23 protein-coding genes and 1 pseudogene are annotated in these 22885 nt (G+C 71.9%); 13 read left to right on the plus strand and 11 right to left on the minus strand.

All coding sequences use genetic code 11. The features are described from left to right. Positions 1 to 47: 47 nt before the first annotated feature. Both BJY16_RS26985 and BJY16_RS26990 read right to left on the minus strand, forming a co-directional pair. Positions 48 to 707 carry a response regulator gene (locus tag BJY16_RS26985; protein ID WP_185042361.1) on the minus strand — a complete coding sequence of 220 codons (660 nt, stop codon included), beginning with the start codon at positions 705 to 707 and terminating at the stop codon, positions 48 to 50. Then, positions 704 to 1825: a sensor histidine kinase gene (locus BJY16_RS26990; protein ID WP_185042362.1), complete on the minus strand. Its 1122-nt coding sequence runs from the start codon at positions 1823 to 1825 to the stop codon at positions 704 to 706. The genes BJY16_RS26985 and BJY16_RS26990 overlap by 4 nt, the downstream gene beginning before the upstream one ends. A 134-nt stretch (positions 1826 to 1959) precedes the next feature. Here BJY16_RS26990 and BJY16_RS26995 point away from each other — a divergent pair, with 134 nt between their 5' ends. Together BJY16_RS26995 and BJY16_RS47505 are read left to right on the plus strand one after the other, a co-directional pair. After that, a complete protein-coding gene (locus BJY16_RS26995; RefSeq protein WP_185042363.1) occupies positions 1960 to 2763 on the plus strand; it encodes an alpha/beta hydrolase in 804 nt (267 codons plus the stop codon). Beyond that, positions 2760 to 3779: pseudogene (locus BJY16_RS47505) on the plus strand (acyltransferase family protein); the annotation flags it as partial. The gene BJY16_RS26995 and the pseudogene BJY16_RS47505, both read left to right, overlap by 4 nt. On the opposite strand, the gene BJY16_RS27000 reads toward BJY16_RS47505, so the two are convergent. Beyond that, positions 3762 to 4466: a TetR/AcrR family transcriptional regulator gene (locus BJY16_RS27000; RefSeq protein WP_307835881.1), complete on the minus strand. Its 705-nt coding sequence runs from the start codon at positions 4464 to 4466 to the stop codon at positions 3762 to 3764. The pseudogene BJY16_RS47505 and the gene BJY16_RS27000 sit on opposite strands and share 18 nt — an antisense overlap. A 55-nt stretch (positions 4467 to 4521) precedes the next feature. On the opposite strand from BJY16_RS27000, the gene BJY16_RS27005 reads away from it, so the two are divergent. The 3 genes from BJY16_RS27005 to BJY16_RS27015 all read left to right on the plus strand — a co-directional run bounded on the left by BJY16_RS27005 (position 4522) and on the right by BJY16_RS27015 (position 7556). After that, entirely contained in the window at positions 4522 to 5979 is a 1458-nt protein-coding gene (locus tag BJY16_RS27005) for an MFS transporter (RefSeq protein ID WP_185042364.1), read from the plus strand. An 894-nt stretch (positions 5980 to 6873) separates the two neighbouring features. Beyond that, on the plus strand, positions 6874 to 7071 hold the full coding sequence (locus BJY16_RS27010) for a hypothetical protein (RefSeq protein WP_185042365.1): 198 nt from the start codon (positions 6874 to 6876) through the stop codon (positions 7069 to 7071). Between the two features lie 149 nt (positions 7072 to 7220). Beyond that, positions 7221 to 7556 (plus strand): hypothetical protein, encoded by a 336-nt coding sequence (locus BJY16_RS27015; protein WP_239177705.1) that lies wholly within the window; start codon positions 7221 to 7223, stop codon positions 7554 to 7556. Between the two features lie 15 nt (positions 7557 to 7571). Here BJY16_RS27015 and BJY16_RS27020 read toward each other — a convergent pair whose 3' ends face one another. Both BJY16_RS27020 and BJY16_RS27025 read right to left on the minus strand, forming a co-directional pair. Next, positions 7572 to 7895 (minus strand): nucleoside triphosphate pyrophosphohydrolase, encoded by a 324-nt coding sequence (locus tag BJY16_RS27020; RefSeq protein ID WP_185042366.1) that lies wholly within the window; start codon positions 7893 to 7895, stop codon positions 7572 to 7574. An 86-nt stretch (positions 7896 to 7981) separates the two neighbouring features. Next, complete coding sequence (locus BJY16_RS27025) at positions 7982 to 8563, minus strand: TetR/AcrR family transcriptional regulator (protein ID WP_239177707.1); 582 nt, start codon at positions 8561 to 8563, stop codon at positions 7982 to 7984. Positions 8564 to 8633: 70 nt separating this feature from the next. Between BJY16_RS27025 and BJY16_RS27030 the strand changes: the two genes are divergently transcribed. Together BJY16_RS27030 and BJY16_RS27035 are read left to right on the plus strand one after the other, a co-directional pair. Then, positions 8634 to 9362, plus strand: a complete 729-nt coding sequence (locus tag BJY16_RS27030; RefSeq protein WP_185042368.1) for a class I SAM-dependent methyltransferase — start codon at positions 8634 to 8636, stop codon at positions 9360 to 9362. Further along, complete coding sequence (locus tag BJY16_RS27035) at positions 9359 to 10051, plus strand: SGNH/GDSL hydrolase family protein (RefSeq protein ID WP_185042369.1); 693 nt, start codon at positions 9359 to 9361, stop codon at positions 10049 to 10051. Before BJY16_RS27030 ends, BJY16_RS27035 begins: the two co-directional genes overlap by 4 nt. 236 nt (positions 10052 to 10287) lie before the next feature. Here BJY16_RS27035 and BJY16_RS27040 read toward each other — a convergent pair whose 3' ends face one another. Next, positions 10288 to 10842 carry a hypothetical protein gene (locus tag BJY16_RS27040; protein ID WP_185042370.1) on the minus strand — a complete coding sequence of 185 codons (555 nt, stop codon included), beginning with the start codon at positions 10840 to 10842 and terminating at the stop codon, positions 10288 to 10290. Between the two features lie 87 nt (positions 10843 to 10929). On the opposite strand from BJY16_RS27040, the gene BJY16_RS27045 reads away from it, so the two are divergent. Continuing rightward, the gene (locus tag BJY16_RS27045) at positions 10930 to 11724 is read left to right on the plus strand and encodes an SDR family NAD(P)-dependent oxidoreductase (RefSeq protein ID WP_185042371.1); all 795 of its coding nucleotides are present in this window, start codon (positions 10930 to 10932) and stop codon (positions 11722 to 11724) included. On the opposite strand, the gene BJY16_RS27050 is transcribed toward BJY16_RS27045, so the two are convergent. Further along, positions 11717 to 12649 carry an NADP-dependent oxidoreductase gene (locus tag BJY16_RS27050; RefSeq protein WP_185042372.1) on the minus strand — a complete coding sequence of 311 codons (933 nt, stop codon included), beginning with the start codon at positions 12647 to 12649 and terminating at the stop codon, positions 11717 to 11719. The genes BJY16_RS27045 and BJY16_RS27050 overlap by 8 nt on opposite strands. A 221-nt stretch (positions 12650 to 12870) precedes the next feature. On the opposite strand from BJY16_RS27050, the gene BJY16_RS27055 reads away from it, so the two are divergent. After that, positions 12871 to 13245 (plus strand): YciI family protein, encoded by a 375-nt coding sequence (locus BJY16_RS27055; RefSeq protein WP_185042373.1) that lies wholly within the window; start codon positions 12871 to 12873, stop codon positions 13243 to 13245. 43 nt (positions 13246 to 13288) lie between these two features. On the opposite strand, the gene BJY16_RS27060 is transcribed toward BJY16_RS27055, so the two are convergent. Beyond that, complete coding sequence (locus BJY16_RS27060) at positions 13289 to 13891, minus strand: TetR/AcrR family transcriptional regulator (protein WP_185042374.1); 603 nt, start codon at positions 13889 to 13891, stop codon at positions 13289 to 13291. Positions 13892 to 13955: 64 nt separating this feature from the next. Here BJY16_RS27060 and BJY16_RS27065 point away from each other — a divergent pair, with 64 nt between their 5' ends. Then, positions 13956 to 14837, plus strand: coding sequence for an alpha/beta fold hydrolase (locus BJY16_RS27065; RefSeq protein ID WP_185042375.1), 882 nt, complete (start codon positions 13956 to 13958; stop codon positions 14835 to 14837). Positions 14838 to 15065: 228 nt separating this feature from the next. Here BJY16_RS27065 and BJY16_RS27070 read toward each other — a convergent pair whose 3' ends face one another. Next, positions 15066 to 16670: a methyl-accepting chemotaxis protein gene (locus BJY16_RS27070; RefSeq protein ID WP_185042376.1), complete on the minus strand. Its 1605-nt coding sequence runs from the start codon at positions 16668 to 16670 to the stop codon at positions 15066 to 15068. 235 nt (positions 16671 to 16905) lie between these two features. Between BJY16_RS27070 and BJY16_RS27075 the strand changes: the two genes are divergently transcribed. Further along, positions 16906 to 18507, plus strand: a complete 1602-nt coding sequence (locus BJY16_RS27075) for a sensor histidine kinase (protein WP_185042377.1) — start codon at positions 16906 to 16908, stop codon at positions 18505 to 18507. A 107-nt stretch (positions 18508 to 18614) separates the two neighbouring features. Here BJY16_RS27075 and BJY16_RS27080 read toward each other — a convergent pair whose 3' ends face one another. Continuing rightward, positions 18615 to 18821 (minus strand): hypothetical protein, encoded by a 207-nt coding sequence (locus BJY16_RS27080; RefSeq protein ID WP_185042378.1) that lies wholly within the window; start codon positions 18819 to 18821, stop codon positions 18615 to 18617. A gap of 255 nt (positions 18822 to 19076) precedes the next feature. Here BJY16_RS27080 and BJY16_RS27085 point away from each other — a divergent pair, with 255 nt between their 5' ends. Then, positions 19077 to 19592 carry a PH domain-containing protein gene (locus BJY16_RS27085; protein WP_185042379.1) on the plus strand — a complete coding sequence of 172 codons (516 nt, stop codon included), beginning with the start codon at positions 19077 to 19079 and terminating at the stop codon, positions 19590 to 19592. 75 nt (positions 19593 to 19667) lie between these two features. On the opposite strand, the gene BJY16_RS27090 is transcribed toward BJY16_RS27085, so the two are convergent. Then, positions 19668 to 20081: a hypothetical protein gene (locus BJY16_RS27090; RefSeq protein ID WP_185042380.1), complete on the minus strand. Its 414-nt coding sequence runs from the start codon at positions 20079 to 20081 to the stop codon at positions 19668 to 19670. 114 nt (positions 20082 to 20195) lie between these two features. Between BJY16_RS27090 and BJY16_RS27095 the strand changes: the two genes are divergently transcribed. Further along, positions 20196 to 22853 (plus strand): beta propeller repeat protein, encoded by a 2658-nt coding sequence (locus tag BJY16_RS27095; protein WP_239177709.1) that lies wholly within the window; start codon positions 20196 to 20198, stop codon positions 22851 to 22853. Positions 22854 to 22885 lie beyond the last annotated feature (32 nt).

Raw genomic sequence — 22885 nt, forward strand, 5'->3', positions numbered from 1 at the left:
GACCCGAAGGTAGGCGGTGGCCACGGTCCGCGAATCGGCCCGCGGAACTAAGCCCCCGGGCTTACCAACCCCATCTCGTACGCGATGATCACCAGCTGGACGCGGTCCCGGGCGTCCAGTTTGGTGAACAGCCGGGCCAGGTGCGCCTTCGCGGTGGCCGGGCTGATGTGCAGGTCAGTGGCGATCTCGGCGTTCGACCGGCCGAGCCCGACCAGGGTCAGCACCTCCCGCTCCCGCTCGGTGATCCCGTCCGACGAGCGATAGACCGGCGCGGGCACCGCGGGCCGCCCGGCGAACTGGGCGATCAGCCGCCGGGTCACGCTCGGCGCGATCAGCGCGTCGCCGCCCGCGACCACCCGGACCGCGTTCAGGATGTCGTCCAGCGCCATGTCCTTGACCAGGAAACCGCTGGCCCCGGCGCGCAGCGCGGCGTACACGTACTCGTCGTCGTCGAACGTGGTCAGCATCAGCACCTTGGCCGGGTCGGTGCCGCCGAGGATGTGCCGGGTGGCCTCGATGCCGTCCATGACCGGCATCCGGATGTCCATCACCACCACGTCCGGCCGGTGCTCGCGGGCCAGCCGGACCGCCTCGGCGCCGTTGCCGGCCTCGTCGACCACGGTCAGGTCCTCGGCGTCGTTGATCAACACCCGTAGTCCGTTACGGATCAGTGGCTGGTCGTCCACCAGCAGCACCCGGACGCTCACGAGCCCTCGCCCGGCAGCGGGATGCGGGCGTGCACCCGGAAGCCGCCGGACGTGCCCCGACCGGCGCTGAAGTCGCCGCCGAGCAGGCTGACCCGCTCGCGCATCCCGGAGATCCCGAATCCGTGGTCGCTGCTGCCGGCGCCGCCGCGCCCGCCGTCGATCACCTCGATGGTCAGCTCCCGATCATCCTGTTCGATCACCACGTCGCATCGGTCGGTGCCGGCGTGCCGGATCACGTTGGTCATCGCCTCCTGGACGATACGGAACGCGGACAGATCGATGTCCGGCGGCAGCGGCGCCTGCGCGCCGCTGCGCAGCAGGGAGACCGTCAAACCCGCCTTTCCGGTACGGGTGATCAGGTCCTCCAGGTCGCCCAGTCCGGGCGCCGGATCCCGGACCGCCGGACCGGTCTCGAGGTCGTTGCGCCGCAGCGTGCCGAGCATCCGGCGGAGCGCGGCCGCGGTGTCCCGGCTGGTCTCCTCGATGACGGCGAGCGCGTTGCGGGCCTCGTCCGGCTGGGTGCCGATCACCCGGCGGCCCATCCCGGCCTGCACCGCGATCACCCCGATGCTGTGCGCGATCATGTCGTGCAGCTCGCGGGCGATCCGCAGCCGCTCGGCCTGCACCGCGCGCACCTCGGCCTCGACCCGCTGCGCCACCGCGAACTGGCGCCGCTGCCGGACCGAGTTGCCGATCAGCCACGCCGTGGCCAGCGCCAGGAGCTGGATGGTCCAGACGACGGTCAGGTCGATCGGGTTGTCGACCGCGGCGAGCGTCATCTGCACGGCGAGGGTCACCAGCGCCGCCGGGATCGAGCGCCGGCGCGGCGTCGAGGCGGCCACGTTGCCCACCATGATGTCGGCCAGGACCAGCAGCGGGATCAGCATGGCCCGGCCGGCGAACATGTGGTGCACGGTCGGCACGAAGACCGCCCCGCTGATCAGCACCACGGCCAGTGCCGCCGTCGCGTGCCGGCGCATCAACCCGACCGGCAGGGCCAGCGTCACGACGAGCGCGCCGACCCACAGCGCACTGGCCGTGAACGGCATGAGCGCTACCAGCAGCAGGGCGAGCGGGAAGAGCAGCGCGAGACCCCAGCGGGACAGGCCGTTAACCATGGCGCTGATCGTATCGGCGCTGGTCAGCACGTACATCGGCCTGCGGGCGTAAGCCCCGGGGCTACCCGCCGCTCACCGCGATGTGATCCACGAGCCGATGTGGGTCTATGTCTGCGGCCAGCAGATTGGCGGCCATGAAGAAGAACGTCGTGCTCGCCGTCCTCGCCATGATCGTGACGCCGTCGGCGAGCACCCTGCTCGCGCCCCCGGCGACCGCACCACCCGCCTCGATCACCCGGCCGCCCGGGCAGTACCTGCTGTTCGACCCGGCTGGCCAGGGCCGGGTCGCGCAGGTCTTCGGCGACCTGGACACCGCGCGGCGGATCGCGGTCCTGGTGCCCGGCATGTCGAACCGGCTGGCGAACTTCTGGCGCGGCGTCGGCGGCAGGAACTATCGGTCTCCGGCGACCCAGGCGGCGAACCTGCGGCAGGCGATGGGCCCCGGCGAGCACGCGGTGATCGCCTGGCTCGGCTACGACACCCCGCAGACCATGCGGCAGGCCGGCCGCCAGGAGCTGGCCGCGACCGGCGCCGACAACCTGGTCGCGTTCGTCGGCGAGCTGGCCGCCGCCCACCCGAACGCCACGATCACGCTGCTCGGGCACAGCTACGGCTCCACGGTGATCGGCCTGGCCGCGTCCCGGCTGCCGGCCCGGGTCACCGACATCGCCGTCTTCGGCAGCCCGGGGATGGGCGTCGACCGCGTCGCCGAGCTGGGCACCAGCGCCCGGGTCTGGGCCGGGCAGAGCGCGGGGGACTGGGTCCGCTGGGTGCCCGGGATCCGCTGGTTCGGCATCGGGCACGGCACCAAACCGGCCGACCCCGCCTTCGGCGCGCGGCTCTTCGCCACCGCCGACGTCGACGACCACGACCACTACCTGGCGCCGGGCACCGACTCGCTCGCCGCGCTGGCCCGGATCGCCGGAGGGACCCCATGACAATCCACGACCGCGACCGTACGGTCGACGCCCTGCGCGCCGTCGCCATCCTCGGCGTCGTCCTCGGGCACTGGCTGGTGTCCGCGCTGGTCAGCGACCCGGCCCAGCCGACGGCGTGGCACGGCGCGAGCCCGCTCGCGGAGCATCCGGCGCTGACCCCGGCGACCTGGCTGCTGCAGACGCTGGGGCTGTTCTTCTTCGCCGGCGGGTTCGCGGCGTCCCGCGGCCTGCGCAGCCGGGCGGTGTGGCCGTGGCTGACCAGCCGGGTCAGCCGCCTGCTCCGGCCGATCGCGGTCCTCGCCGCGGTGTGGCTGCCCGCGCTGTGGCTGCTGGAGCTGGCCGGCGCCCCGGAGAGCACCCGCCACGCGGTGTGGTCGCTGGTCACGCATCCGATGTGGTTTCTGATCGTGTACGTCGTGCTGCTCGCTCTGACGCCGCTGCTGCGCGCCGCCGTGACCCGCTCCGGTCTCTGGGCGCCGCTGGCGCCGGTCGCCCTGATCGCGGCCAGCGATCTCGCCCGGCACCTGGGCGCCGACTCGCCGCTGCTCCTGCTGGCCGCGCCGGTCGGCTGGGCCGCGCCCTACCTGCTGGGGATCGCGCTGTCCGAAGGCCGGCTGACGCGCCGGCACGGTCTCGCCCTGGCCGCCGGCGGCATCATCACCGGCGCGGTCCTGGTCGGCGTGGCCGGCTATCCGGCGAGCGCGGTCGGCGTCCCCGGCGACAACTGGTCCAACCTCGACCCGCCGTCACTGTTCGCCCTGGCCCTGGCCGCCGCCCAGCTCGGCGTGTTCCTGCTGGTGCGCCCCCGGCTGGCCGGCTGGCTGCGGCACCCGAAGCTGTGGCTGCCGGTGGTGGTGCTCAACCTCGCCGCGATGACCCTGTTCTGCTGGCACCAGACCGCCCTGTTGCTGGTCAGCTTCGCGAGCCTGCCGGCCGGGCCGCTGCCCGGCCTGCTCGACGCGCCGACCGGGTGGTGGCCGCTGCACCGGCTGCTGTGGCTACCGGTTTTCGCCCTGGTCCTGGCCGCCCTCGTCGCCCTCTTCCAGCGCCGCCGGCACCCGGCCGTAGATCAGCCGCAGGATCGCGTCGGTCAGCGTGTCCAGCAGCTCGTCCTCGTCGAAGGCGCCCGGGTCGGCGTAGACCTCGGCGAACATCGCGCCGCGCAGGTGGACGGCCATCTTGGCGAGCAGGTCGGGCGGCCCGCCCACGGTCAGCCCGGCGCGCGCGTCCCGCTCGATGCGCTTGCTGAACAGCGTGCAGCCGCGCCGGACCAACCGGTCCCGGATCTGCAGGACATCGTCGCCCGGGTCGGGGGCCAGGAACGCCTCGCGCAGCCATCGGCCGTCGACCTTCCACCGGGCCAGCCCGGCGGCCAGGCCGCGGCGCAGCCCCGCGCGGTCCAGGCCGTCGGAGTCCAGCCACTCGGCCACCTCCAGGTCGGCCTCGGCGATGCCCTGGTCGACGACCGCGGCGAACAGCGCCTGCTTGGACTCGAAGTAGAAGTAGAAGCCGGACCGGGTGATGCCGGCCGCCCCGGCCAGCTCGTCGATGGTGACCTGGCTGATCGGCTTGTCCCGGAAGACCGCCCGCGCGGCGTCGACCAGGGCCTGCTCCCGTTGGTCGCCTTTGGTGGGGGCCCGGCGGCTCTTGATGGCTGGCACGGCGCCGACTCTACAACCCATCAAATGTAATTGACGCCGCATCTTTGGTTTTTGACACAGCGTTGAAAACTGTCGGCGGCGGGTCTACGTTCGGGTCATGCCCTCAAGAACGCGCTTGGCGTTGCCCGTCGCCTGCTACGTCGTGCTGCTCGTCTCCGCGCTGCAGACCCTGGTCGTCCCGGTGGTCGCCAACATCCGGGCCGACCTGGGCGTCTCGACCAGCGCGGCCAGCTGGGTGGTGACCGCGAACCTGCTGGCCGCCGCGGTGCTCACCCCGATGCTCGGCCGCCTCGGCGACCTGCACGGCCGCCGCCCGGTGATGCTTGGCGTGCTGACCGTGGTGCTGCTCGGCTCGGTGCTGGCCGCCACCACGTCCAGCCTGCCGCTGCTGCTCGCCGGCCGGGTCGCCCAGGCGGCCAGTTTCGGGCTGTTCCCGCTGGCCATCGGCGTGCTCCGGGAGGAGCTGCCGCCGCACCGGCTGACCGGCGCGATGGCCCTGGTCAGCGGCATGCTGTCGGTCGGCGCCGGGTTCGGCCTGGTGGTCACCGGCCTGCTGATGCGCCACGGCGGCGACTACCACCAGTTGTTCTGGCTCGCCACCGCGCTGACCCTGATCGGCCTGGCCGGGGTGTGGCTGCTGCCGTCCCGCCCGGGCGCCGCCACCGGCACCCTCGACGGGATCGGTGCCGGGTTGCTCGGGCTCGGCCTGGTGCTGCTGATCCTGCCCCTCGAGGAGGGCAACGGCTGGGGCTGGGCCTCGGCCCGGGTGCTCGGCTCGCTGGCCGCCGCGGCCGTCGTGCTGACCGCGTTCGTGCTGTTCGAGCGGCGGGTCCAGCATCCGCTGGTGAGCACCCGGATGCTGCGCCACCGCCCGATCGTGATCGCCAACGCGGCCGGCCTGTTCCTCGGCTTCGCGATGTTCGCCGTCTTCCTGGCGGTCTCCGCCCTGGTGCAGACCCCGTCCGAGGTCGCCGGTTACGGCTTCGGCGCCTCGGTGCTCGCCGCCAGCCTGGTCTACCTGTTGCCCGGCACGGCCGGCGGCGTGCTCACCGCCCCGGTCGGCGGCCGCCTGGTCGCCCGATTCGGTGCCAAGGCCACCCTGGTCCTCGCCGCGGTCCTGGCCGGCGCCGGCTTCACTCTGCTCGCGCTGCTGCACGCCGCCACCTGGCAGGTGATCGTCGGCGCCCTGATCGTCAACACCGCGGTCACCTTCGGGTACGCAGCCTTACCCGCCCTGCTCATCGCCCACGTCGAGCCGGCCGAGACGGGCATCGCCAACAGCGTCAACTCGATCGCCCGCTCCGTCGGCATGTCCCTGGGCACCGCCTTCGTGGTCACCATGCTGACCCGCAACCCGATCCCGGGCCCCGTCCCGCTACCCGACGAGTCCCAGTTCGTAGCCATCTTCGTAGCCGGCGCCGTCCTGGCCGCCCTCGCCGCCGCCACGGTCGGCTGGCTCCTGCCCCGAGCCCGCCGGCCCCACCTCACCCCCGCCGAGGTGGAAGCCGACGAGGTCCTCGGCGCCGCCGGCCTGGACGTCCCCGCCACCCGCTGACCAGCCTGGGCGAAGCGCGGTCCGAGCGGTGCCCTGCCACCTGGCAGGCAGCGAGGTGTCACCAACGGCACCATGGCAGATTGCGTGGTGGCGCGCCGACGGATGGCGTGCTTCACTGAGTTCAGACCTCGTCAACTTGAATCAAATGGCGTCAAGGTGAATGAGGTTGAGTATCTCCTGTGCTGTCTGTTTGGGCGGACACATCAGGATAAAGGCACCCGGGGTTGCAGCCGGGTGCCTTTTCATGCTGTTGCCCCTCGCGGGCATGCGACCCGCCGAAGCGCCGATCACCTCGATTCCGGAATGTCCTCCCTGGTCAGGGCCGGCGAATAGGTCGGCTGGATGATTTCGCCGCGTACCAGCCATGACGCGGCCATTCGCCAAGCGCCGGCCATTAAGGATCTTGGCGAACGGCCGTCGCGGTGCCACCTGGCAGGGAGCCAGGTGTCACCAGCTGCAACATGGCAGATTGCGTGGTGGCGCGCCGACGGATGGCGTGCTTCACTGAGTACAGACCTCGTCAACTTGAATCAACTAGCGTCACAGTGAATGAGGTTGAGTATCTCCTGTGCTGTCTGTTTGGGCGGACACATCAGGATAAAGGCACCCGGAGTTGCAGCCGGGTGCCTTTTGCGTTGTATCGGGCTCTTACGCACATCACAAATGGTCGAGTGGGGATCGCGTCATTACCGCGCGCGGTGACCGAAACTGTCGGCAAGGCGAACCGGGACGGTGTCTTCCTGCAACAAGGCGCCGTAGCACCCGTCGGTCCGCCGGTGTCCGCCCGAACAGCAGCGCGAAGGAGGCGCCCCCACGACAGTTCTGGTCGCGGAACCAGGCGCCCCATTCGACGCTGCGCGCTTCCGGCCGAAGCGCGTCGAGAAAGCCGTCGCCATGCACGCACCCGCACCCGACCTCCGGCCACTGTGGCTGACCGTCATCCTGCTCGCCGCGAGCGGCGTCGCCCTCGTGGCCGGCGTCCTGTCCTACCTCGGCGGCATGACCGTGCCCGCCGCCGTTCTCGCTGGTGGCGGGGCATTCTCCGCCACCACGTTCCTCCTGATCGCCATCCGGCAGTTCCTGTCCGCCTGACCGGCGGCGACATGCGATGGAGGGAAGTCGCAGGGGTGACGGCCGGTTCCTATGCCGGCCGTCACTCTCCGATATGCCCGAGGCGGCGAGACGGCACGGCGCTCATCGCACGATCGACGGCCGTTGCCGCGGCGTGAGAGGGTTCGCCGGTGACACGGGACCCTGGGGACGCCACCGCCATCGAGTACCTCACGACGGTGACCGCCCTGATCGAGGAGCTGACCACGGCCGCGGATCCGTACGACAAAGGGGTTGATCTGTGGGGTCGCTCGGCTGGCGCGGACGGTGAGCTGGCCATCGATCTGCAGCTGATCTGGGGTGCGCTGACCGACTGGGTGGAGCGGAGGCCGGCCGAAGGGGAACAGGCGAGGGCCGAGATGCGGCGCGCGGCACGGGAGTGGCTGGCGCTCGACCGCGCCGACCGGGCAGCGGTCGAGCGGTATCGGGACCGCTGGGTGCACGACGTGTGCGGTTACCCCAGGTAGGCGAGCAGGGGCCGGTCAGCCGGCGTTGCCCAGCCAGATGAGGCGGTCGTCGAAGCCGCCGCGCTCCTGCCGCTTCTGCTCGGCCAGCTCGATCAGGTCGGTGCGGCTGACGCCCTGCAGGCCGGCCGCGGCGAAGCAGGCCTCGAGCACGTCGGCCAGCTCCTCGGCGCGGCCGCTCTCCAGGTACTCGTTGAGCTCCTCGCGCAGCTTGGCGTGGACGTAACCGCGGAACTCGTCGTCGGTCGCGGTGCGCAGGATCGGCTCCAGACCGTCCCGCCGGATGATCTCCGGGATCCGGTCGCGCACCAGCTTGCCCGTCTGCCCGGTGTCGCCCGCCACGAGCGAAGTCTAGAACGCCGAGGCCGGTACCGCAGGTGCGCCGACACGGACGTGGCGGAAGGCTCCACCGTGGACGGCGGACGGTGTCACCGGGACGCCGGGCCGGTGCCGCGGTCGAGGATCAGGTCGCCGGCTCGGCGGAGCACCTGCGCGCGGGTGCGGTCGCCGTGGTCGGCGGCCAGGAAGTGCTCGCCGATCAGCAGGCAGAAGGCGAGCACGCTGCGCGCCTCCACCTCGTCCGGGTCGGTGCAGAAGGTGCCGATCATCTCCCGCAGCAGGGCCATCCGCCGGTTGTCGACGCGCCGCAGGCGCTCGGCGACGGCCTCGTCACGCCGGGCCCAGTCGCGCACGGCCAGGTCGATCGGCAGGAGGCGCTCGCTGAAGGTCAGCAGACCGGCTCGGGTGATCCTGGTGCGGGCGTCTCCGCCTGCGCGTTCGGTGCGGTCCAGCGCGCTGTCCGTGCTCTCCTGCTCCCAGGTGTCCAGCATGGCGGTGAGCAGGGCCTCCCGGTCGGTGAAGAAGCCGTAGAACCCGCCCTTGGTCACCCCGAGGCTTTTCGCCAAGGCCTCCACCCGGACGGCGTCCGGTCCGCCGGCCGCGAGGGCGTCCAGCCCCGCCGCGATCCAGCGCTCCCGTGGCGTGCGCGTTGCGAACCTGATGTGACTCACCTCACCGTATACGCGACCGTATATGAACGTTACCGTCGCCCTTATACGGCAGCGTATACGAGGAGCCGCCATGAACGTCTTCGGATCGGTTGTCGACCGGTACGACACCGCACGCCCCGGCTATCCGCCCGAGCTCGCCGACGCCATCGCCGGCTACCACGGCAGCACGCCCTCCCGCGTGGTGGAGATCGGCGCCGGCACCGGCAAGGGCACCGAGGTCCTGGTCACCCTCGCCGCCCCGGTCACCTGCATCGAGCCGGACCCACGGATGGCGGCCCGGCTCGCCAGCAAGTTCCCGCAGGCCCAGGTGCTGATCGGCACCTTCGAGCAGTGGCGGCCACCGCCCGGCGGCGTCCCCCTGCTGGCCTGCGCGATGGCCTGGCACTGGCTGGACCCGGTGACCCGCAACGCGAAGGCCCGCGCCGCTCTCGCGGCCGGCGGCACCCTCGCCCTGTTCGGACACCGCTACGGCTACGCCGACCCGGACCAGGCCGCCGCCATCCGCACGGCGCTCGACGCCCTCGACCCCACCGCGACGGACCGTCCCGCGGACTGGATGTACCACGACGTGCTGGCCGCCGGTGAACTCACCGACGTCCACGTCGAGCGGTTCCGGCGCCGGCTGCCACTGACCCGCGACGCCTACCTCGCGCTGGTGAGCACGTTCGGCCCGTTCCTGACCCGCCCACCGGACCTGCAGCGCCAGGGTCTCGACGCGCTCGGCCGGCTGGTCGACGACTTCGGTGGCACCGTGACCCTCGACCTGCTGACCACCCTCACCCTGGGCCGGGCGGCATGAACCCGATGCTGCTGCCGGTCGTCGCCGCGCAAGGACTCTGGCTGCGCGCCACCCTCGCCCCCGCGCCCGAGGCCGGCGGCGCCACCACCGGCACCGTGCCCGGCGGTTCCGGGGCGCCGCTGCGCCTCGCGGTGGTCGGCGACTCCACCGCCGCCGGCTGCGGCGCCACCCACCACACCGAGGGCTTCGCCGCGGCACTCGCCCAGCGGCTCGCCGCCGACACCGGCCGCCCGGTCGGCTGGGAGACGGTGGGGCGGTTCGGCGCCACCGCCCGCCGGGTCCGGCACCAGCTCGTTCCGCGCCTCGGCGACGATCTCGACCTGGTCGTCCTGCTGGCCGGCGCCAACGATGTGATGGCCGGGCGCCGCCCCGACCAGTGGCGCCACGAACTCACCGCCATCCTCACCGACCTGTCCGGCCGCGCCCGCCAGGTGGTGGTCGCCGGGATCCCGCCGTTCGGCGAGTTCCCGGCGCTGCCCGCCACCCTCGCCCGCTACCTCAGCGAACGCGCCGACGCCCTGGACCGGGTCTCCCGGGAGATCTGCGCACGGAACCCGGACCGGACCAGGTTCATCAGCTCACCCGCGGGGCAGCCGCCACCGGAGTTCTTCGGCAGCGACCGTTTCCACCCGTCCGCCCTCGGCTACCGGCTGTGGGCCGAGGACGTGGCGACCCGGCTCACCCGGTGAGCCCCGCCGGCCGCACGTAGCCGCGCCTTGAGCACCCGGGACAGCCGGCCTGGGGCCGTGACTCGCGTCGCCGTCGTGACCACGGACGGGCGTCGCGATCGGCGGGCGGACCCGCACGACACGCGGCGCGATCGTGTGCGGGCCGGGCAGCGCGGGCCGGTCGGCACAGGGCTGCTGGTCGTACCGAAGAAGAGGCCGCGAGGGCGCGGGCGGCATCGCGGCAGCGGGGATGGTCGTCAGCTCCAGTCGGTCTGGTAGTAGTCCGAGCGCAGCAACCGCAGCAGCTCGGCGTCGTCGGGAGCGTGCGTCGCGGTGATGAGGCCGCGCAGCCGGTCCACCAGGTCGGGACGGTGGCCCGGGACGCCGGCCTCGAACATCAGGTCACCGATCCGCCTGCGGACGATCGTGGCGGGGTCGCTGTTGTCCGTGTCGAACTCGGTGAGCAGCGTGTATCCGTCACCCAGATCGGTGCAGACCACGACGGCGGTGGCGCCGCAGCTGACGCTCCACAGCGGCTCTCCCCGCTCCGCCACGAGCAGCACCGAATAACTGACGATGCCCAGCGACAGCCTCAGTCCGTAGGCGCTGATCTCACCGCTGCCCGGATCGGCCGGCATCTCGTCCGGTACCCGCAGTTCGTCGAGAGGACGATTCCAGCCGATGGTGAGGTCGAGCAGGTCGCGCCGGTCCTTCGCCTCGTGGTAGCGGTGCCGCGCCACCAGGCCCAGCCCCGTGCAGGTCAGCAGCACGGCCGCCACCACCGCCATGATCCATTTCTGAGTCGTTCGCATCGCGACCCATCCTCGGCCGTCGCCGGTGAGGATCGGTGGTGATCCTGTGATGGTTCGGTGAAGAACCGGACGTGGTATACCCGGCGGATGGACCTGCAGCTCAGCGGCAAGGTTGCCGTCATCACCGGTGGCAGCGCCGGCATCGGCCTGGCGATCGCCCGCGGCCTGGCCGCGGAGGGCGCGCACGTCGCCCTGTGCGCCCGGGACGCGGCGCGGCTCACGGCCGCGGCCGACCAGATCAGAGACGAGTTCGGGGTACGAGCGACCGCCGTCCCCGCCGACCTCAGCGCCCCGGACGCCGCGGACCGGCTCGCCGCCGCCGTGACGAGCGAGTTCGGCGGTGCCGACCTGCTGATCAACAACGCCGGCACCGGCAGCGAGGAGAAGATCCTCACCGCGCCGGACGAGCGCTGGCAGGCGTACTGGGACCTGCACGTGATGGCGGCGGTCCGGCTGGCCCGGGCGCTCGCCCCGGGGATGAAGGCCCGCGGCGGGGGCGTGATCCTGCACAACGCGTCGATCTGCGCCACCCAGCCGCTCGGCTACGAACCGATCTACAACGTCACCAAGGCCGCGCTGGTGATGTTCTCCAAGTGCCTGGCGAACGAGCTGATCGGCGACAACATCCGGGTCAACGCGGTCAACCCCGGCCTGGTGATGACCGGGGACTGGGTGAAGACCGCGCAGCAGCTGACCGCCGGCACGCCGCAGAGCTGGGAGGACTATCTGCAGGCGATCGCCGAGGAGAAGGCGCCGATCGGGCGGTTCGCCGCCCCCGAGGAGATCGCCGACTTCTTCGTCTTCCTCTGCTCGCCGCGGGCCGCCTACGCCGTGGGCTCGACCTACTACCTCGACGGCGGCTGGCTCAACGTGACTACGTGAGCGTCAGGACCAGCTTGCCGCGCACGTGACCCTCCTCCAGCAGCCGTTGCGCCGGCGCGGCCTCGTCGAGCGGGAACTCCCGGGCCACCTCGACGCGCAGCCGGCCGGCGTCGGCCAGGTCGGCCAGCGACGACAGCTGGTCACCGTCGGGGCGGACGAAGACGTACCGTCCGCCCTGCTCCTTGACGTGCGGATCGACCACGGAGGCGTGCCGGGCGGGGGAGCGGACCAGGCGCGGCGACTGGGTGAGCGCGTCGCCGCCGACGAAGTCCAGCGCGGCGTCGACCCGGCCGTCACCGCCGACCAGGGCGGCCAGCCGTTCCGGCAGGTCGTCGCCGTACTCGATCGGTTCGCAGCCCAGCCCGTACAGGAAGTCGTGGTTGCCTTTCGACGCGGTGCCGATCACCCGGGTCGCGCCGAGCGCCCGGGCCAGCTGGACGGCGAGGTGACCGACGCCGCCGGCGGCCGCGTGCACCAGGACGACGTCGCCCGGGCCGGTGTCGACGGCCAGCAGCATCTGCAGCGCGGTCAGCCCGGCCAGCGGCAGACCGCCGGCCTGCGCGAAGCTGAGCGAGGCGGGCTTGCGGGCCACCGCGCCCTCGGCGACGGAGACCAGTTCGGCGTACGTGCCGTGCTGCACCGTGTCCTTGCGGGCGTACGCCATCACCTCGTCGCCGGCCGCGAACCCGGTGACCGCCGGCCCGACCGCGTCCACGACCCCGGCGACGTCCCAGCCCGGGATCAGCGGCGTGTGATGCGGGATGGCGCCCCGCAGATGACCCTGCCGGATCTTGTAGTCGACCGGGTTGAGCCCGGCGCCGCGCACCCGGATCCGGACCACGTCCGGCCCGACCGGCGGATCCGGCAGCTCCCGCAGCCGCAGCACGTCGGCGTCACCGTAGTCGTCCAGCGCGATAGCTCTCATGCCGCCCGGTTTGCCCACTCCGGCCGCCGATAATCACCGCGCCGGACCCGGCCCGGTTCCCCCCAGCCGCCGCGCGTCGACGCCGGCGCCGGAACAGGTCATCGCCGCCTCTGTTGAGCGCCGGACAGATTTCTTCTGGCATCGTGTCGGAACCGGGGTGAGTCGTTCGTAGCACAGGCGAGAGGTGGCCGACCGGGCCGCCGGAACAGGGGAGTGACCCGATGGCGCGGTACCTGGTTTCGTTCAACGACGGCGCGATGGACCACATCACCGCCGACGAGATGCCCGACGTGGCCAAGGCGTCGCACGAGGTGGTCCAGGAGGCGATGGACGCCGGCGTGTGGGTGTTCGGCGCCGGCCTGGAACGCCAGCGGGCCACCATCGTGGCCACCGACGGGATCGTCACCGACGGCCCGTACCCGGAGACCAAGGAGGTCATCGGCGGGTTCGCGGTGATCGAGGCGGACACGCGCGCGGAGGCGGAGGTGTGGGCCGGCAAGATCGCCGCCTCGTGCCGCTGCTCGCAGGAGGTCCGCGAGATCCTGCCCGACCCGATGCAGGACGAGATGTTCCGCAGGGCCGGCCGCAACTGGTGACCTGACGCCGGACCGGGACCGGTGCGCTCGCGCCGGGTCCCGGTCACCCGGTGCGGAACAGGCGGCCGAGCTGATCCTCCAGGATGCGCAGGGCCGCCGCGCCGTCGCGCTGGCCGCCGAGCACGCTCGAACCGAGCCCGTTGGTCAGCGCGAGCAGCGCGGCCGCGGCCAGCGCCGGGTCCACGTCGGCGGCGACCTCGCCGGCCTGCTGCGCGGCGGTGATCTGGGTGGCGAGCAGCGACTCCAGCCGGTCGGGATAGGTCGTGCCGTGCCGCTTGTCGATCTCCGGCTCGCTGAAGATCAGTGTGTAGAAGCCGGTGTACGCCCGGGTCAGCCGCCGGCTCTCCTCGTCGGTCGGCAGCACCGCGGTCAGCGTGCCGTGGACGATGCTGCGCGGCGTGACCGGCCCGAGCGCGCGGATGCCGGCCCGCACCCGCTCGGTGAGCTGCTCGCCGAGGTAGGCGAGCGCGGCCACCAGCAGCTCCTCCTTGGTGTGGAAGTAGTACTGCACCAGCCGCAGCGACACCCCGGCCTCGGCCGCCACCTCGCGCATCGTCGCAGATTGCAGGCCGCGCGTGCTGGCGATCCGCAGCAGCGCCTCGCCGATCTGCCGCCGCCGCTCCTCGTGGTCCACCCGTTTCGGCACGGCTTTGATGATACGCGTGTATCACTTTGGTGATACGCTCGTATCACAAGCGAGGAGGTTCCCGATGCCCGTCGGCACATTCCGCAACGACCAGGCCCGCGACCGCTTCTTCACCGTCTACGAGGAGGCCGCCGCCCGGCTCTGGCCGTCCACGTCAGTCGATGCCGACATCACCACCAGTTTCGGTACGACGAGAGTGCACCGCCTCGGCACCGGCGACGAGCCCCCGTTCGTGCTGCTGCCCGGCTCGGGAGGGCCGGCCCTCGGGTGGCACTCCTACCTCGGCCCGCTCGTCGCCTCCCGCCCGGTGATCGCCATCGACCCGGTCGGCGAGCCCGGCCCGTCCGTCCAGACCCGGTCCATCGACAGCGGCGACGAGTGGTCCCAGTGGCTCGGCGAGGTCCTCACCTCGCTGGACGTCGACCGCGCCCACCTGGTCGGCACGTCGTACGGCGGCTGGATCGCCCTGCGGCACGCGCTGCGCCGCCCGGAGGCGGTCGCCAGCCTCGCGCTGCTCGACCCGGGCGGCTTCGGCGAGGTCAGCCGCAAGTTCATCGCCTGGGTGATCGCGGGCGGCCTGGCCACCTTCGCGCCCCGGCCGATCCGGCACGCGCTGGCCGGCCGCCTGCGCAACGTGACCCTGCGCGACGACGACGCCGTGCGCCTGATCAAGGCCACCTTCGGCTTCCGCCGGCGGCACATCCTGCCCGACTCGCTCACCGACGCCGACCTCGCCCGGATCACCGCACCCACGCTGGTCCTGGTCGGCGGCAACAGCCAGCTCTATGACGCCCGCGAGGTCGCCGCTCGCGTCACCACCCGGATGCCGCACGCGGTCGCCGAGATCGTCCCCCACGCCGCCCACGACCTGGTCATGTGGCACCCGGAGAGGTTCGCCGCCCAGATCGCCGCCTTCGCCGCGAACGCCTCCAGCGGGATCCGCTGAACGGCGCATCGTGCCGGCCAGGTGATCCGGGCACATTTCGGAGGCACCGCCTGTGCCCGGCATCCTTCCGTTCGATGGGCGGGGGATCGCCGGTGAGCGCTGGTCAGGAGTTCAAGCCTGTCTTCTACCGCCGGCCGACGGCACCGTCCTCGAAGTCGCGCCCGGCCTCGCCACTGGCGGTAGGAGAGCGGCGGGACGACGCCGTCCTCGCGGTCAGGGGCTCGCTGGTCAGTGGCGGAAGCCGCTGACCAGCTGGGTGAGGTCGGCGGAGAGGCGGGTCAGATCGGCGGCTGCCCGCTGGGTGGTGTCGGCGCCGGTGGCGGTGGCGGTGGCCACCTCGGCGACGCCGGAGATGGTGCCCAGCACCTGGTTGCTGGTGGCGGCCGCGTCGGCCACCGAGCGGCTCATCTCGGCGGTGGTGGCGGTCTGCTCCTCGACGGCCGAGGCGATCGTGGTGGTGTAGTCGCTGATCTGCTGGATCACCTCGGTGATCTCGCCGATCGCGTGGGCCGCGCTGCCGCTCGACGCCTGGATCGCCTCGATCCGGTTGGTGATCTCGTCGGTGGCCTTGGCGGTCTGCTGGGCGAGCTCCTTGACCTCGCCGGCGACGACCGCGAAGCCCTTGCCCAGTTCACCGGCCCGGGCGGCCTCGATGGTGGCGTTCAGGGCGAGCAAATTGGTCTGCTCGGCGATCGTGGTGATCAGCCGGACCACGTCACCGATCTCGGCGCTCGCCGTGCCGAGCTGGGCCACCTGGTCGGTGGTCCGCTGGGCGACCGCCATGGCCTGCTGGGCCACCTGCGCGGCCTGCCCGGCGTTGCTGGCGATCTCGGTGATCGAGGCGCTCATCTCCTCGGCGCCGGCGGCGATGCTCTGCACACCGGTGTTGACCTGGTCCGAGCCGCGGGACGCGGTGTTCGCCCGGTCCGCGGTGTCGGCCGCGCCGGACTGCAGCTGGGAGCTGACCGTGGTGAGCTGCTCGGCGGCGCCGGACAGGGCGACGGCCGTACCGTCGATGGTGGTCACCGCGGTCCGCAGGTTGGTCACCGCGGTGTCCAGCGCCCCGGCCATCCGGCCGGGCTCGTCCCGGCTGGTCAGCCCCGCGGTGTGGGTGAGGTCCCCGGCCGCGAGGCTCTCGCAGACCCCCTGCACCTTGCGCAGCGAGCCGACGATGCCGCGTGCCACGAACACGCCGGCGCCGAGTGCCAGCAGCAGACCCGCCACGAGCAGGACCAGGGAGACCACCCGGCGCGACTCGTAGGAGGATCTCGCGTCGGCTGCGTTGCGCCCGGCGGCGGCCTCCTCGGTGGTGTCCATGTCGACGAGGTCCTTCATCGCCTCGTTCATCAGCGGGGTGAGTTCGGCATCCCGGATCCGCTGCCACAGCGCGATGTCGTTGTCCCGGCTGGCCGGCAGCAGCTTGTCCTTGGCCAGTGCGGCGTACGAGTGGTAGTCGTCGAACAACTCGTCGATGGCGGCCGGGTCGATGGCGGGCCGGCTGTCCCGGTACGCGGCGAACGCCTTCTCGATGTCCAGCAGGTTGCCCGCCAGCGCCTGCTCGTACCGGCTCTTGGTCTGCGAGTCCTGGGAGACCGCGTGGTTGACCACGGTCAGCCGGGCCTGCAGCACCGCCGAGCGCAGGTCGCTGAGGGCCAGGATGCTCGCCACGTTGTTGGTGTAGATGTTCTGCGCCGACGCGCTCGCGGCGCTCAGCCCCTGCAGCCCGACGATCCCGACCGCCATGGCCACCACCGCCGCCACCGCCACCGAGCAGAGGATCTTGGTGTTGATGCTGAGATCAGCGAACCACCCTGACCGTGTGCGCGTCTGCACCGCTCGTCTCCCTTCACACCGGGCCGCAGTGGGACCCCACTGGCTAGATCGGCAGGCGGAGCGCGATCGCTGAGCCTATGGCACAAACGGGCTGTTGCGGCAGCAAGTCAGACTTTTGCCTCGCTGGCCGATTGCGCGGTGGTGGGCCGGGCCGGGGCGTTAATCTGAGGGGCGCCGGCAGCTTCCGCATCCCCGGGGACGCGCTGCTGACTCACCGGGGGAAACGATGTCAGCCATGTCGGACGGGATCGGTGACTCCGGCGCGATGGTGCTCAACCAGCCAGCGGTGCTGGCCGCCGCGCTGGAGGCCTATGTCGCCTTCGACGCCACCGGGCGGGTGGTGGCGTGGAACCCGGCCGCCGAGTCCACCTTCGGCTACTCCCGCGAGCAGGCGCTGGGCCGGTCGATCGAGGACTTGATCGTACGGCCGCAGGCCCGCGAAGCCGGGAAGGTCGAGCTGGCGATGCTGGCCGGCGGGCTGCCCGGGCTGACCCGGGACCGGCGGCTGCAGTGGCCGGCCTGGCACGCCGACGGCCACGAAGTGCCCATCGAGATGACGCTGACCGCCACCGACGAACCGGACGGCCAGATCTTCCACATCTTCGCCCACGACGTCACCACCGCGCAGCGGGCCAGCCGCTTCGCCGCCACCGAAGCCGCGGTGGCCCGCGGTCTGGCCGAAGCGGACTCGGCCACCGCGGCCGCCGCCCGGGTCGTCGAAGCCCTCGGCACGCAGATGGGCTGGCCGGTCACCGAGCTGTGGGCCGTCGACGAGGAGCGGCAGCTGCTGACCTGCCTGGCCCGCCACGTCGAACCGGGCCGGGACCTGCACGACTTCGCGGTGGAGACCCTCGATCCGGGTGTCGCGCTGCCCGGCCTGGTCTGTGCCGACGGCACCCCGCACTGGATCCCCGACCTGGGCGCGGACACCGGATCGGTCCGCAGCCTCGCCGGGAGCCGGATCGGGCTGCGAGTGGCGATCGGCGTCCCGGTGTGCAAGGGCCGCCAGGTGCTCGGCGCCCTGTGCGTCTACGGCGACCGGGTCGAGGACCCGGAGGACACCCTGCGTGGACTGCTGAGCGGGCTGGCCGCGCAGATCGGGCAGTACCTGGAACGCCGCCGCTCCGAGGAACTGGCGATCGAGCTGGCCCGCACCAAGGACGAGTTCCTCGCCATGGTCACCCACGAGCTGCGCAACCCGCTCGCGTCGATCACCAGCGCCGCCGGCCTGCTGCACGACGAGCTCGACGGCCTCAGCCGCGATGAGCAGCGGCACTACCTGCGGACCATCGTCCGCAACGCGGAGCGTCTGTCGGTGATGGCCGAGGACCTGCTCGACCTGGCCCGGCTGGAGTCCGGGCAGCTGGCCATCAACCCGACCACCACCGACCTGTGCGACATCCTCCACGAGTCGATGCGCGGCCTGCCCGCCCTCGACAAGGACCTCACCGTCACGGCGCACCTGCCGGACCGCCTGCCGCTGTACGCCGACCCGGTCCGGATCCGCCAGGTCGCCGACAACCTGCTGTCCAACGCCGTCAAGTACACCCCGGCGGGCGGCACCGTCACCGTCACCGCCACGACCGACGAGGACCGGCACCGGATCGTCTGGACCGTCGCCGACACCGGCATCGGCATCCCCGCCGCCGAACGCCCCCGCCTGTTCCGCCGCTTCTACCGGGCTTCCACCGCCCTCGACCGCCGGATCCCCGGCACCGGCCTGGGCCTGGTCATCGCCCGAGCCATCATCGAACGCCACCAGGGCACCATCGACCTGCTCGACCTCCCCGCCCCCGGCACCACGTTCCTCATCGAACTCCCCACCCCGCCGCCCTAGTACTCCAGCAGGAGATCCGTTCCGAGCTGCGGTGACATGCGGTTTGTCCGTGAAGAGAAGGGTGTGTGGACCCAAGATTCGTCGCGGCCCGCATCCGCGACGGGCCCTCATGGGCCATCGAGCGAGCCGCTATCCCAGAGGCCGGGTGTCGATCCCTCGTTCATGTGGCCGGAACCGCCGCCGTCCTGCCGGGGAATGTCTTCTTCGCGCTTGCGACGACGACCCTTGATCCACGAGCTCACACCAACCACGACGAAGGCGAGGAACAGCGCGGCCAAGGCGATGAAACCCGCCGTCCGGATCGTGGCAACCATAGCGGTAGCCTAGTTTCATCGGCACCCGCCTGACTCGACGTTCATCGCCATTCCCTGGCTCGGCGGGTGTAGCGGTATTCCATCAGGGACCCGGCGTGTGGAATCGGTCGCACGAGCAGGCGCAACCGGCGCCGGAAAGCACCTCGAGCGGCGACGATCATGCGAAGCCGTCGATGTCCGGCAGCCGGGTGACATCGGCGCGATCGGCCGGACGGACGACCTCGGTCCGATTACCGGCCGCATAGTCTGCCCGGCATGGTTGACGACTGGGCGCGGGCTTATCGGCCCGCACGGGCGCGCTGGGGAGTCATCGCCTGGGAGGCCGCCGGGCTGGCCTACCTGCATGGGACGACGGTGCGGCTCTTCGATCTGGATGCGGACGGATCGATCCCGCTGGCCGTGGTGCTGCTGCTGACCTGGATCGCCGGTTCGTGGCAGGTGGTCCGGATGGGCGTTTATCTGCGCGCGGGGGCGGTGCGGATCCGCGGCGTGATGCGCACTCGGACCATTCCGTTCGCCGACATCGCCGAGGTGTCGGTGGAGGACGTCGTGCACCGGGTCGGGCCACTACGGGTGCCGTCCGGCAGAACCGTCTTCCTGGTGCTGCGCGATGGCACCCGGGTCAACACCGCGATGTGGCAGCGCGGCCTCGATTTCCACCACCGGCCGCGGTTGTTCCGCGAGGTCTGCCGGGAACTGCGCGATCGAGTGGCGCCGCATCCGGCAACCGCGTTGGCCCCGAGCCCGCCGGCGCGGCGACGGCGCGGCTGAGGTGCTGTCACGGTGCTTTCGGCGTACGCCGATCATGGCGACCGGAAGCACGGCGGATCGGAAGCGAGCGGGCGGTCAGCGGGGATGGACGGTGATGGCCCATTCCGCGTCGCAGCCGGGCGGCACGGCGGCGGGGCGGCCCCGGACGGTTATCGTCTCGCCGTCGGCGAATTGGCCGAGCGGCAGGCGGACCAGCGCCCAGCGATGACCGTCAACGGTCAGCACGACGCATTCGCCGGACGTCTCGATCGGGCCGGTCAGGACGATCGGCGCGCCGACGCGGTCCTGCGGTTGTTCCGGGTCGCTGCGGGAGGCGGGTGGCGACGGAGTGCGGCGATGCGCGCCGGGTGACGGGCTGGGGGTGGACATGGCGGCTCCGGATGATGGTGACGACGCGGCGGCCGAGCTGCTCGGGGACTGTGGCGCCGGGCGGCAGGCGGCGATGGACACCAGCACGAGCACACCGAGGGCGATCAGGGAATTACGCATGTAGTTGTGACGCATCGACCGCTGTGCCGGTTTCATCGTTCTGCTGATCGACCGCCCTGGATGGTTGCGAGGGCTGTTCCGGTCCTGGAGGTTCTGCTTCTGGGAGGTGAGGCAATGCGGCCTCGACACGAACGGAGCAGATATCGGCAGACGCTGGTCGGCGCAGCGGTCATGGTCGTGGTGGCCGGGCTGGTCCCGGCCGGTGCGGCGGCCGCGCCCGGCGACACGCCACGGCCGGCGCCCTACCAGCGTCAGCAGCAGGCCGCCCAGGCGCGGGTGGCGCACGCCGGGCAGCTGAGCGCGCTGACCGCGAGCGTGCAGCCGGAGGAGGGCGAGGACCCGGAGGAGATCGCCGAGCAGGCGGAACAGTACGCCGAGGCGCGATCCGCGCCCGGCATCGTCGCGCCCGGCGCCTACACCGCCGCGTGGCGCGCGTTGCAGGCCATGCCGGCGACCCCGGGCCGCTGGCAGCACGTGACCGACCGCCCCTACAACTCCGATGACCCACGCTACCGCGACATCAACAGCAACTCCTCCGGCGGCGCCGGGTTCGTCACCGGCCGGGTCACCGGGCTGGCCGCGGACGACGCCGGCTACGTCTACGCCGGCGCGGCCAACGGCGGCGTGTGGCGCTCGCGCACCGGCGGCGGCCACTGGCAGCCGATCGCCGACCGGGTGCCGTCACCGTCCACCGGCGACCTCCGCCTGGACCGCGCGGGCCGGCTCTGGTGGGCCACCGGCGAGGGCAACACCAGCGCGACCTCGTTCGTCGGCAGTGGCGTCTACCTGCTGAGCAAGCCGCGGACCGGATCGTTCTCGGTCAAGAACCGGGTGGGCGGCACCGAGCTGGAGAGCACCATCATCCGCAAGCTGCGGATCTTCGGCAGCACCGCGTGGGTGGCGACGAACCGCGGCGCCTACAGCCATTCGGTCACCGACCTGTCCGGGCCGTGGCGGCGGGAGTTCGTCCCGAACCCGGACTTCCTGCCCGGTGGCGCGCAGGCCACCGACCCGAACGCGCCGTACAAGAACATCATCAACGACTTCGCCGCCGACCCGAAGGACCCGGCGAAGGTGATCATCGCAGCCGGCTGGCGCAGCGGCGACGCCTACAACGGCTTCTACACCCGGGTCGCCGGCAGCTGGCAGCGCACCACGCTCGCCGGCGACATCGCCTCGGACGCGGCGAACGTCGGCACGGTCACCTTCGCCGCGGCGGCCGACGGCTCCCGCTACTACGCGATCGAGCAGTCCCCGGCGATGCTCGCCACCAACCCGGACAGCAATTTGTACGGCGTCTTCGTGTCGGCGTCCGGTTCGCCGCTGGGCCCGTGGACCCGGTCGGCGGACTACGTGAAGCTGGCGGCGTCCGGCTCGGCGCTCACCGATCCGGGCTACATGCCCGGGATCCAGGCCTGGTACAACCAGTTCCTGCAGGTCGACCCGGCCGACCCCGACCACGTCTACCTCGGCCTGGAAGAGGTGTTCGAGTCGGCGGACGGCGGCGCGACGTGGGGGACGCCCGGCCCGTACTGGAACTTCGACTTCCCGTGCTGGTCGATCGATCCGCGCAAGCAGACCGGCGACTGCCACCAGACGACGCACCCCGACCAGCACTCCGTGGCGATCGGCTCCGCCCACGGCAAACGCTATGTCGTGATCGGCGACGACGGCGGCACCTACCGCCGGCCGGTGCGCGGCAAGACCGACGCGGCCGGGCACGCCACCGACTGGGTGTCGCTCAACGACGGCTCGATGGACGTGCTGCAGTACTACTCGGTCGACACCGGCCGGGACCGCGGCGGCCTGGCCGTCTCCGGTGGCCTGCAGGACAACGGCCAGTCCATCCTGCGACCCGGCGACCGGGTGATGGGTTCCAACTTCGGCGGCGACGGCGGCGACACGATCGTCGACCCGGCCAACGGCTGCAACATCGCCGAGGAGTACGTGTACCTGGACGTCTGGGTGACCAACAACTGCGCGGTCAACGACGGCTCGTGGACCGTCGACCCGAGCCGGGCGACCAGCTACCACGTCCCGCCGCCGGACAACGAGACCGGCGAGGCACGCTTCATCGCTCCGCTCAACCAGGATCCGCGCGACTCACGGATCTGGGTCGCCGGCGGGCGGCATGTCTGGCTCAACACCTTGGGGTACGCGATCCGCTCCGGCGAGCAGTGGCAGAACCTGGTCGACCTCGGCGCCGGGCACACGGCGACGGCGGTGGTGACCTCCGGCGGCCTGGTCTACGCCGGATGGTGCGGGCCCTGCAACAACCAGGGCTTCACCCGGGGGATCGCGGTCGGGCGTACCGACGGGACCGGCTGGCACCAGCTGACCCTGCCGATCGACGGCACCATCCCGAACCGGTACATCTCCGGGCTCGACGTCGACCCGGCCGATCCGCGGCACGTGGTGGTGGCGATCAACGGCTTCTCCCGCCGCTGGACCGAGGGCCCCGGCGCCGGCGTCGGGCACGTCTTCGAGTCGAGGGACGCGGGCGAGCACTGGACCGACATCTCGGCGAACCTGCCGGACATCCCGGCCGACTCGGTGCAGCTGATCAAGGGCGGCGGTTTGGTGGCGGCCACCGACAACGCGGTCTTCTACCGTCCGCCGCGCGGCCGGAACTGGGCGGTGCTCGGCAGGAATCTGCCGACCACGACCACGCTGCAGGTCCGCTTGGACCCGACCGGGCGCCGACTGTACGCGGCAACGCACGGCCGTGGCATCTGGTCCTTCGACCTGAACCAGCTGTCCCACGGTCATTGATCTCCATGGTGGCGCGGACGAGACCGGTCTCC

Origin of the sequence: Actinoplanes octamycinicus (assembly GCF_014205225.1) — a bacterium.
GTDB classification, from domain to species: domain Bacteria; phylum Actinomycetota; class Actinomycetes; order Mycobacteriales; family Micromonosporaceae; genus Actinoplanes; species Actinoplanes octamycinicus.

Coding starts and splice junctions, on each gene's coding strand:
- BJY16_RS26990 (WP_185042362.1), bottom strand. CDS start 1,825: ATGGTTAACGGCCTGTCCCGCTGGGGTCTCGCGCTGCTCTTCCCGCTC.
- BJY16_RS27075 (WP_185042377.1), top strand. CDS start 16,906: ATGTCGGACGGGATCGGTGACTCCGGCGCGATGGTGCTCAACCAGCCA.
- BJY16_RS27090 (WP_185042380.1), bottom strand. CDS start 20,081: ATGCGTAATTCCCTGATCGCCCTCGGTGTGCTCGTGCTGGTGTCCATC.
- BJY16_RS27045 (WP_185042371.1), top strand. CDS start 10,930: ATGGACCTGCAGCTCAGCGGCAAGGTTGCCGTCATCACCGGTGGCAGC.
- BJY16_RS27010 (WP_185042365.1), top strand. CDS start 6,874: ATGCACGCACCCGCACCCGACCTCCGGCCACTGTGGCTGACCGTCATC.
- BJY16_RS27035 (WP_185042369.1), top strand. CDS start 9,359: ATGAACCCGATGCTGCTGCCGGTCGTCGCCGCGCAAGGACTCTGGCTG.
- BJY16_RS27000 (WP_307835881.1), bottom strand. CDS start 4,466: ATGCGGCGTCAATTACATTTGATGGGTTGTAGAGTCGGCGCCGTGCCA.
- BJY16_RS27095 (WP_239177709.1), top strand. CDS start 20,196: ATGCGGCCTCGACACGAACGGAGCAGATATCGGCAGACGCTGGTCGGC.
- BJY16_RS27040 (WP_185042370.1), bottom strand. CDS start 10,842: ATGCGAACGACTCAGAAATGGATCATGGCGGTGGTGGCGGCCGTGCTG.
- BJY16_RS27030 (WP_185042368.1), top strand. CDS start 8,634: ATGAACGTCTTCGGATCGGTTGTCGACCGGTACGACACCGCACGCCCC.
- BJY16_RS27085 (WP_185042379.1), top strand. CDS start 19,077: ATGGTTGACGACTGGGCGCGGGCTTATCGGCCCGCACGGGCGCGCTGG.
- BJY16_RS26995 (WP_185042363.1), top strand. CDS start 1,960: ATGAAGAAGAACGTCGTGCTCGCCGTCCTCGCCATGATCGTGACGCCG.
- BJY16_RS27055 (WP_185042373.1), top strand. CDS start 12,871: ATGGCGCGGTACCTGGTTTCGTTCAACGACGGCGCGATGGACCACATC.
- BJY16_RS27080 (WP_185042378.1), bottom strand. CDS start 18,821: ATGGTTGCCACGATCCGGACGGCGGGTTTCATCGCCTTGGCCGCGCTG.
- BJY16_RS27005 (WP_185042364.1), top strand. CDS start 4,522: ATGCCCTCAAGAACGCGCTTGGCGTTGCCCGTCGCCTGCTACGTCGTG.
- BJY16_RS27050 (WP_185042372.1), bottom strand. CDS start 12,649: ATGAGAGCTATCGCGCTGGACGACTACGGTGACGCCGACGTGCTGCGG.
- BJY16_RS27065 (WP_185042375.1), top strand. CDS start 13,956: ATGCCCGTCGGCACATTCCGCAACGACCAGGCCCGCGACCGCTTCTTC.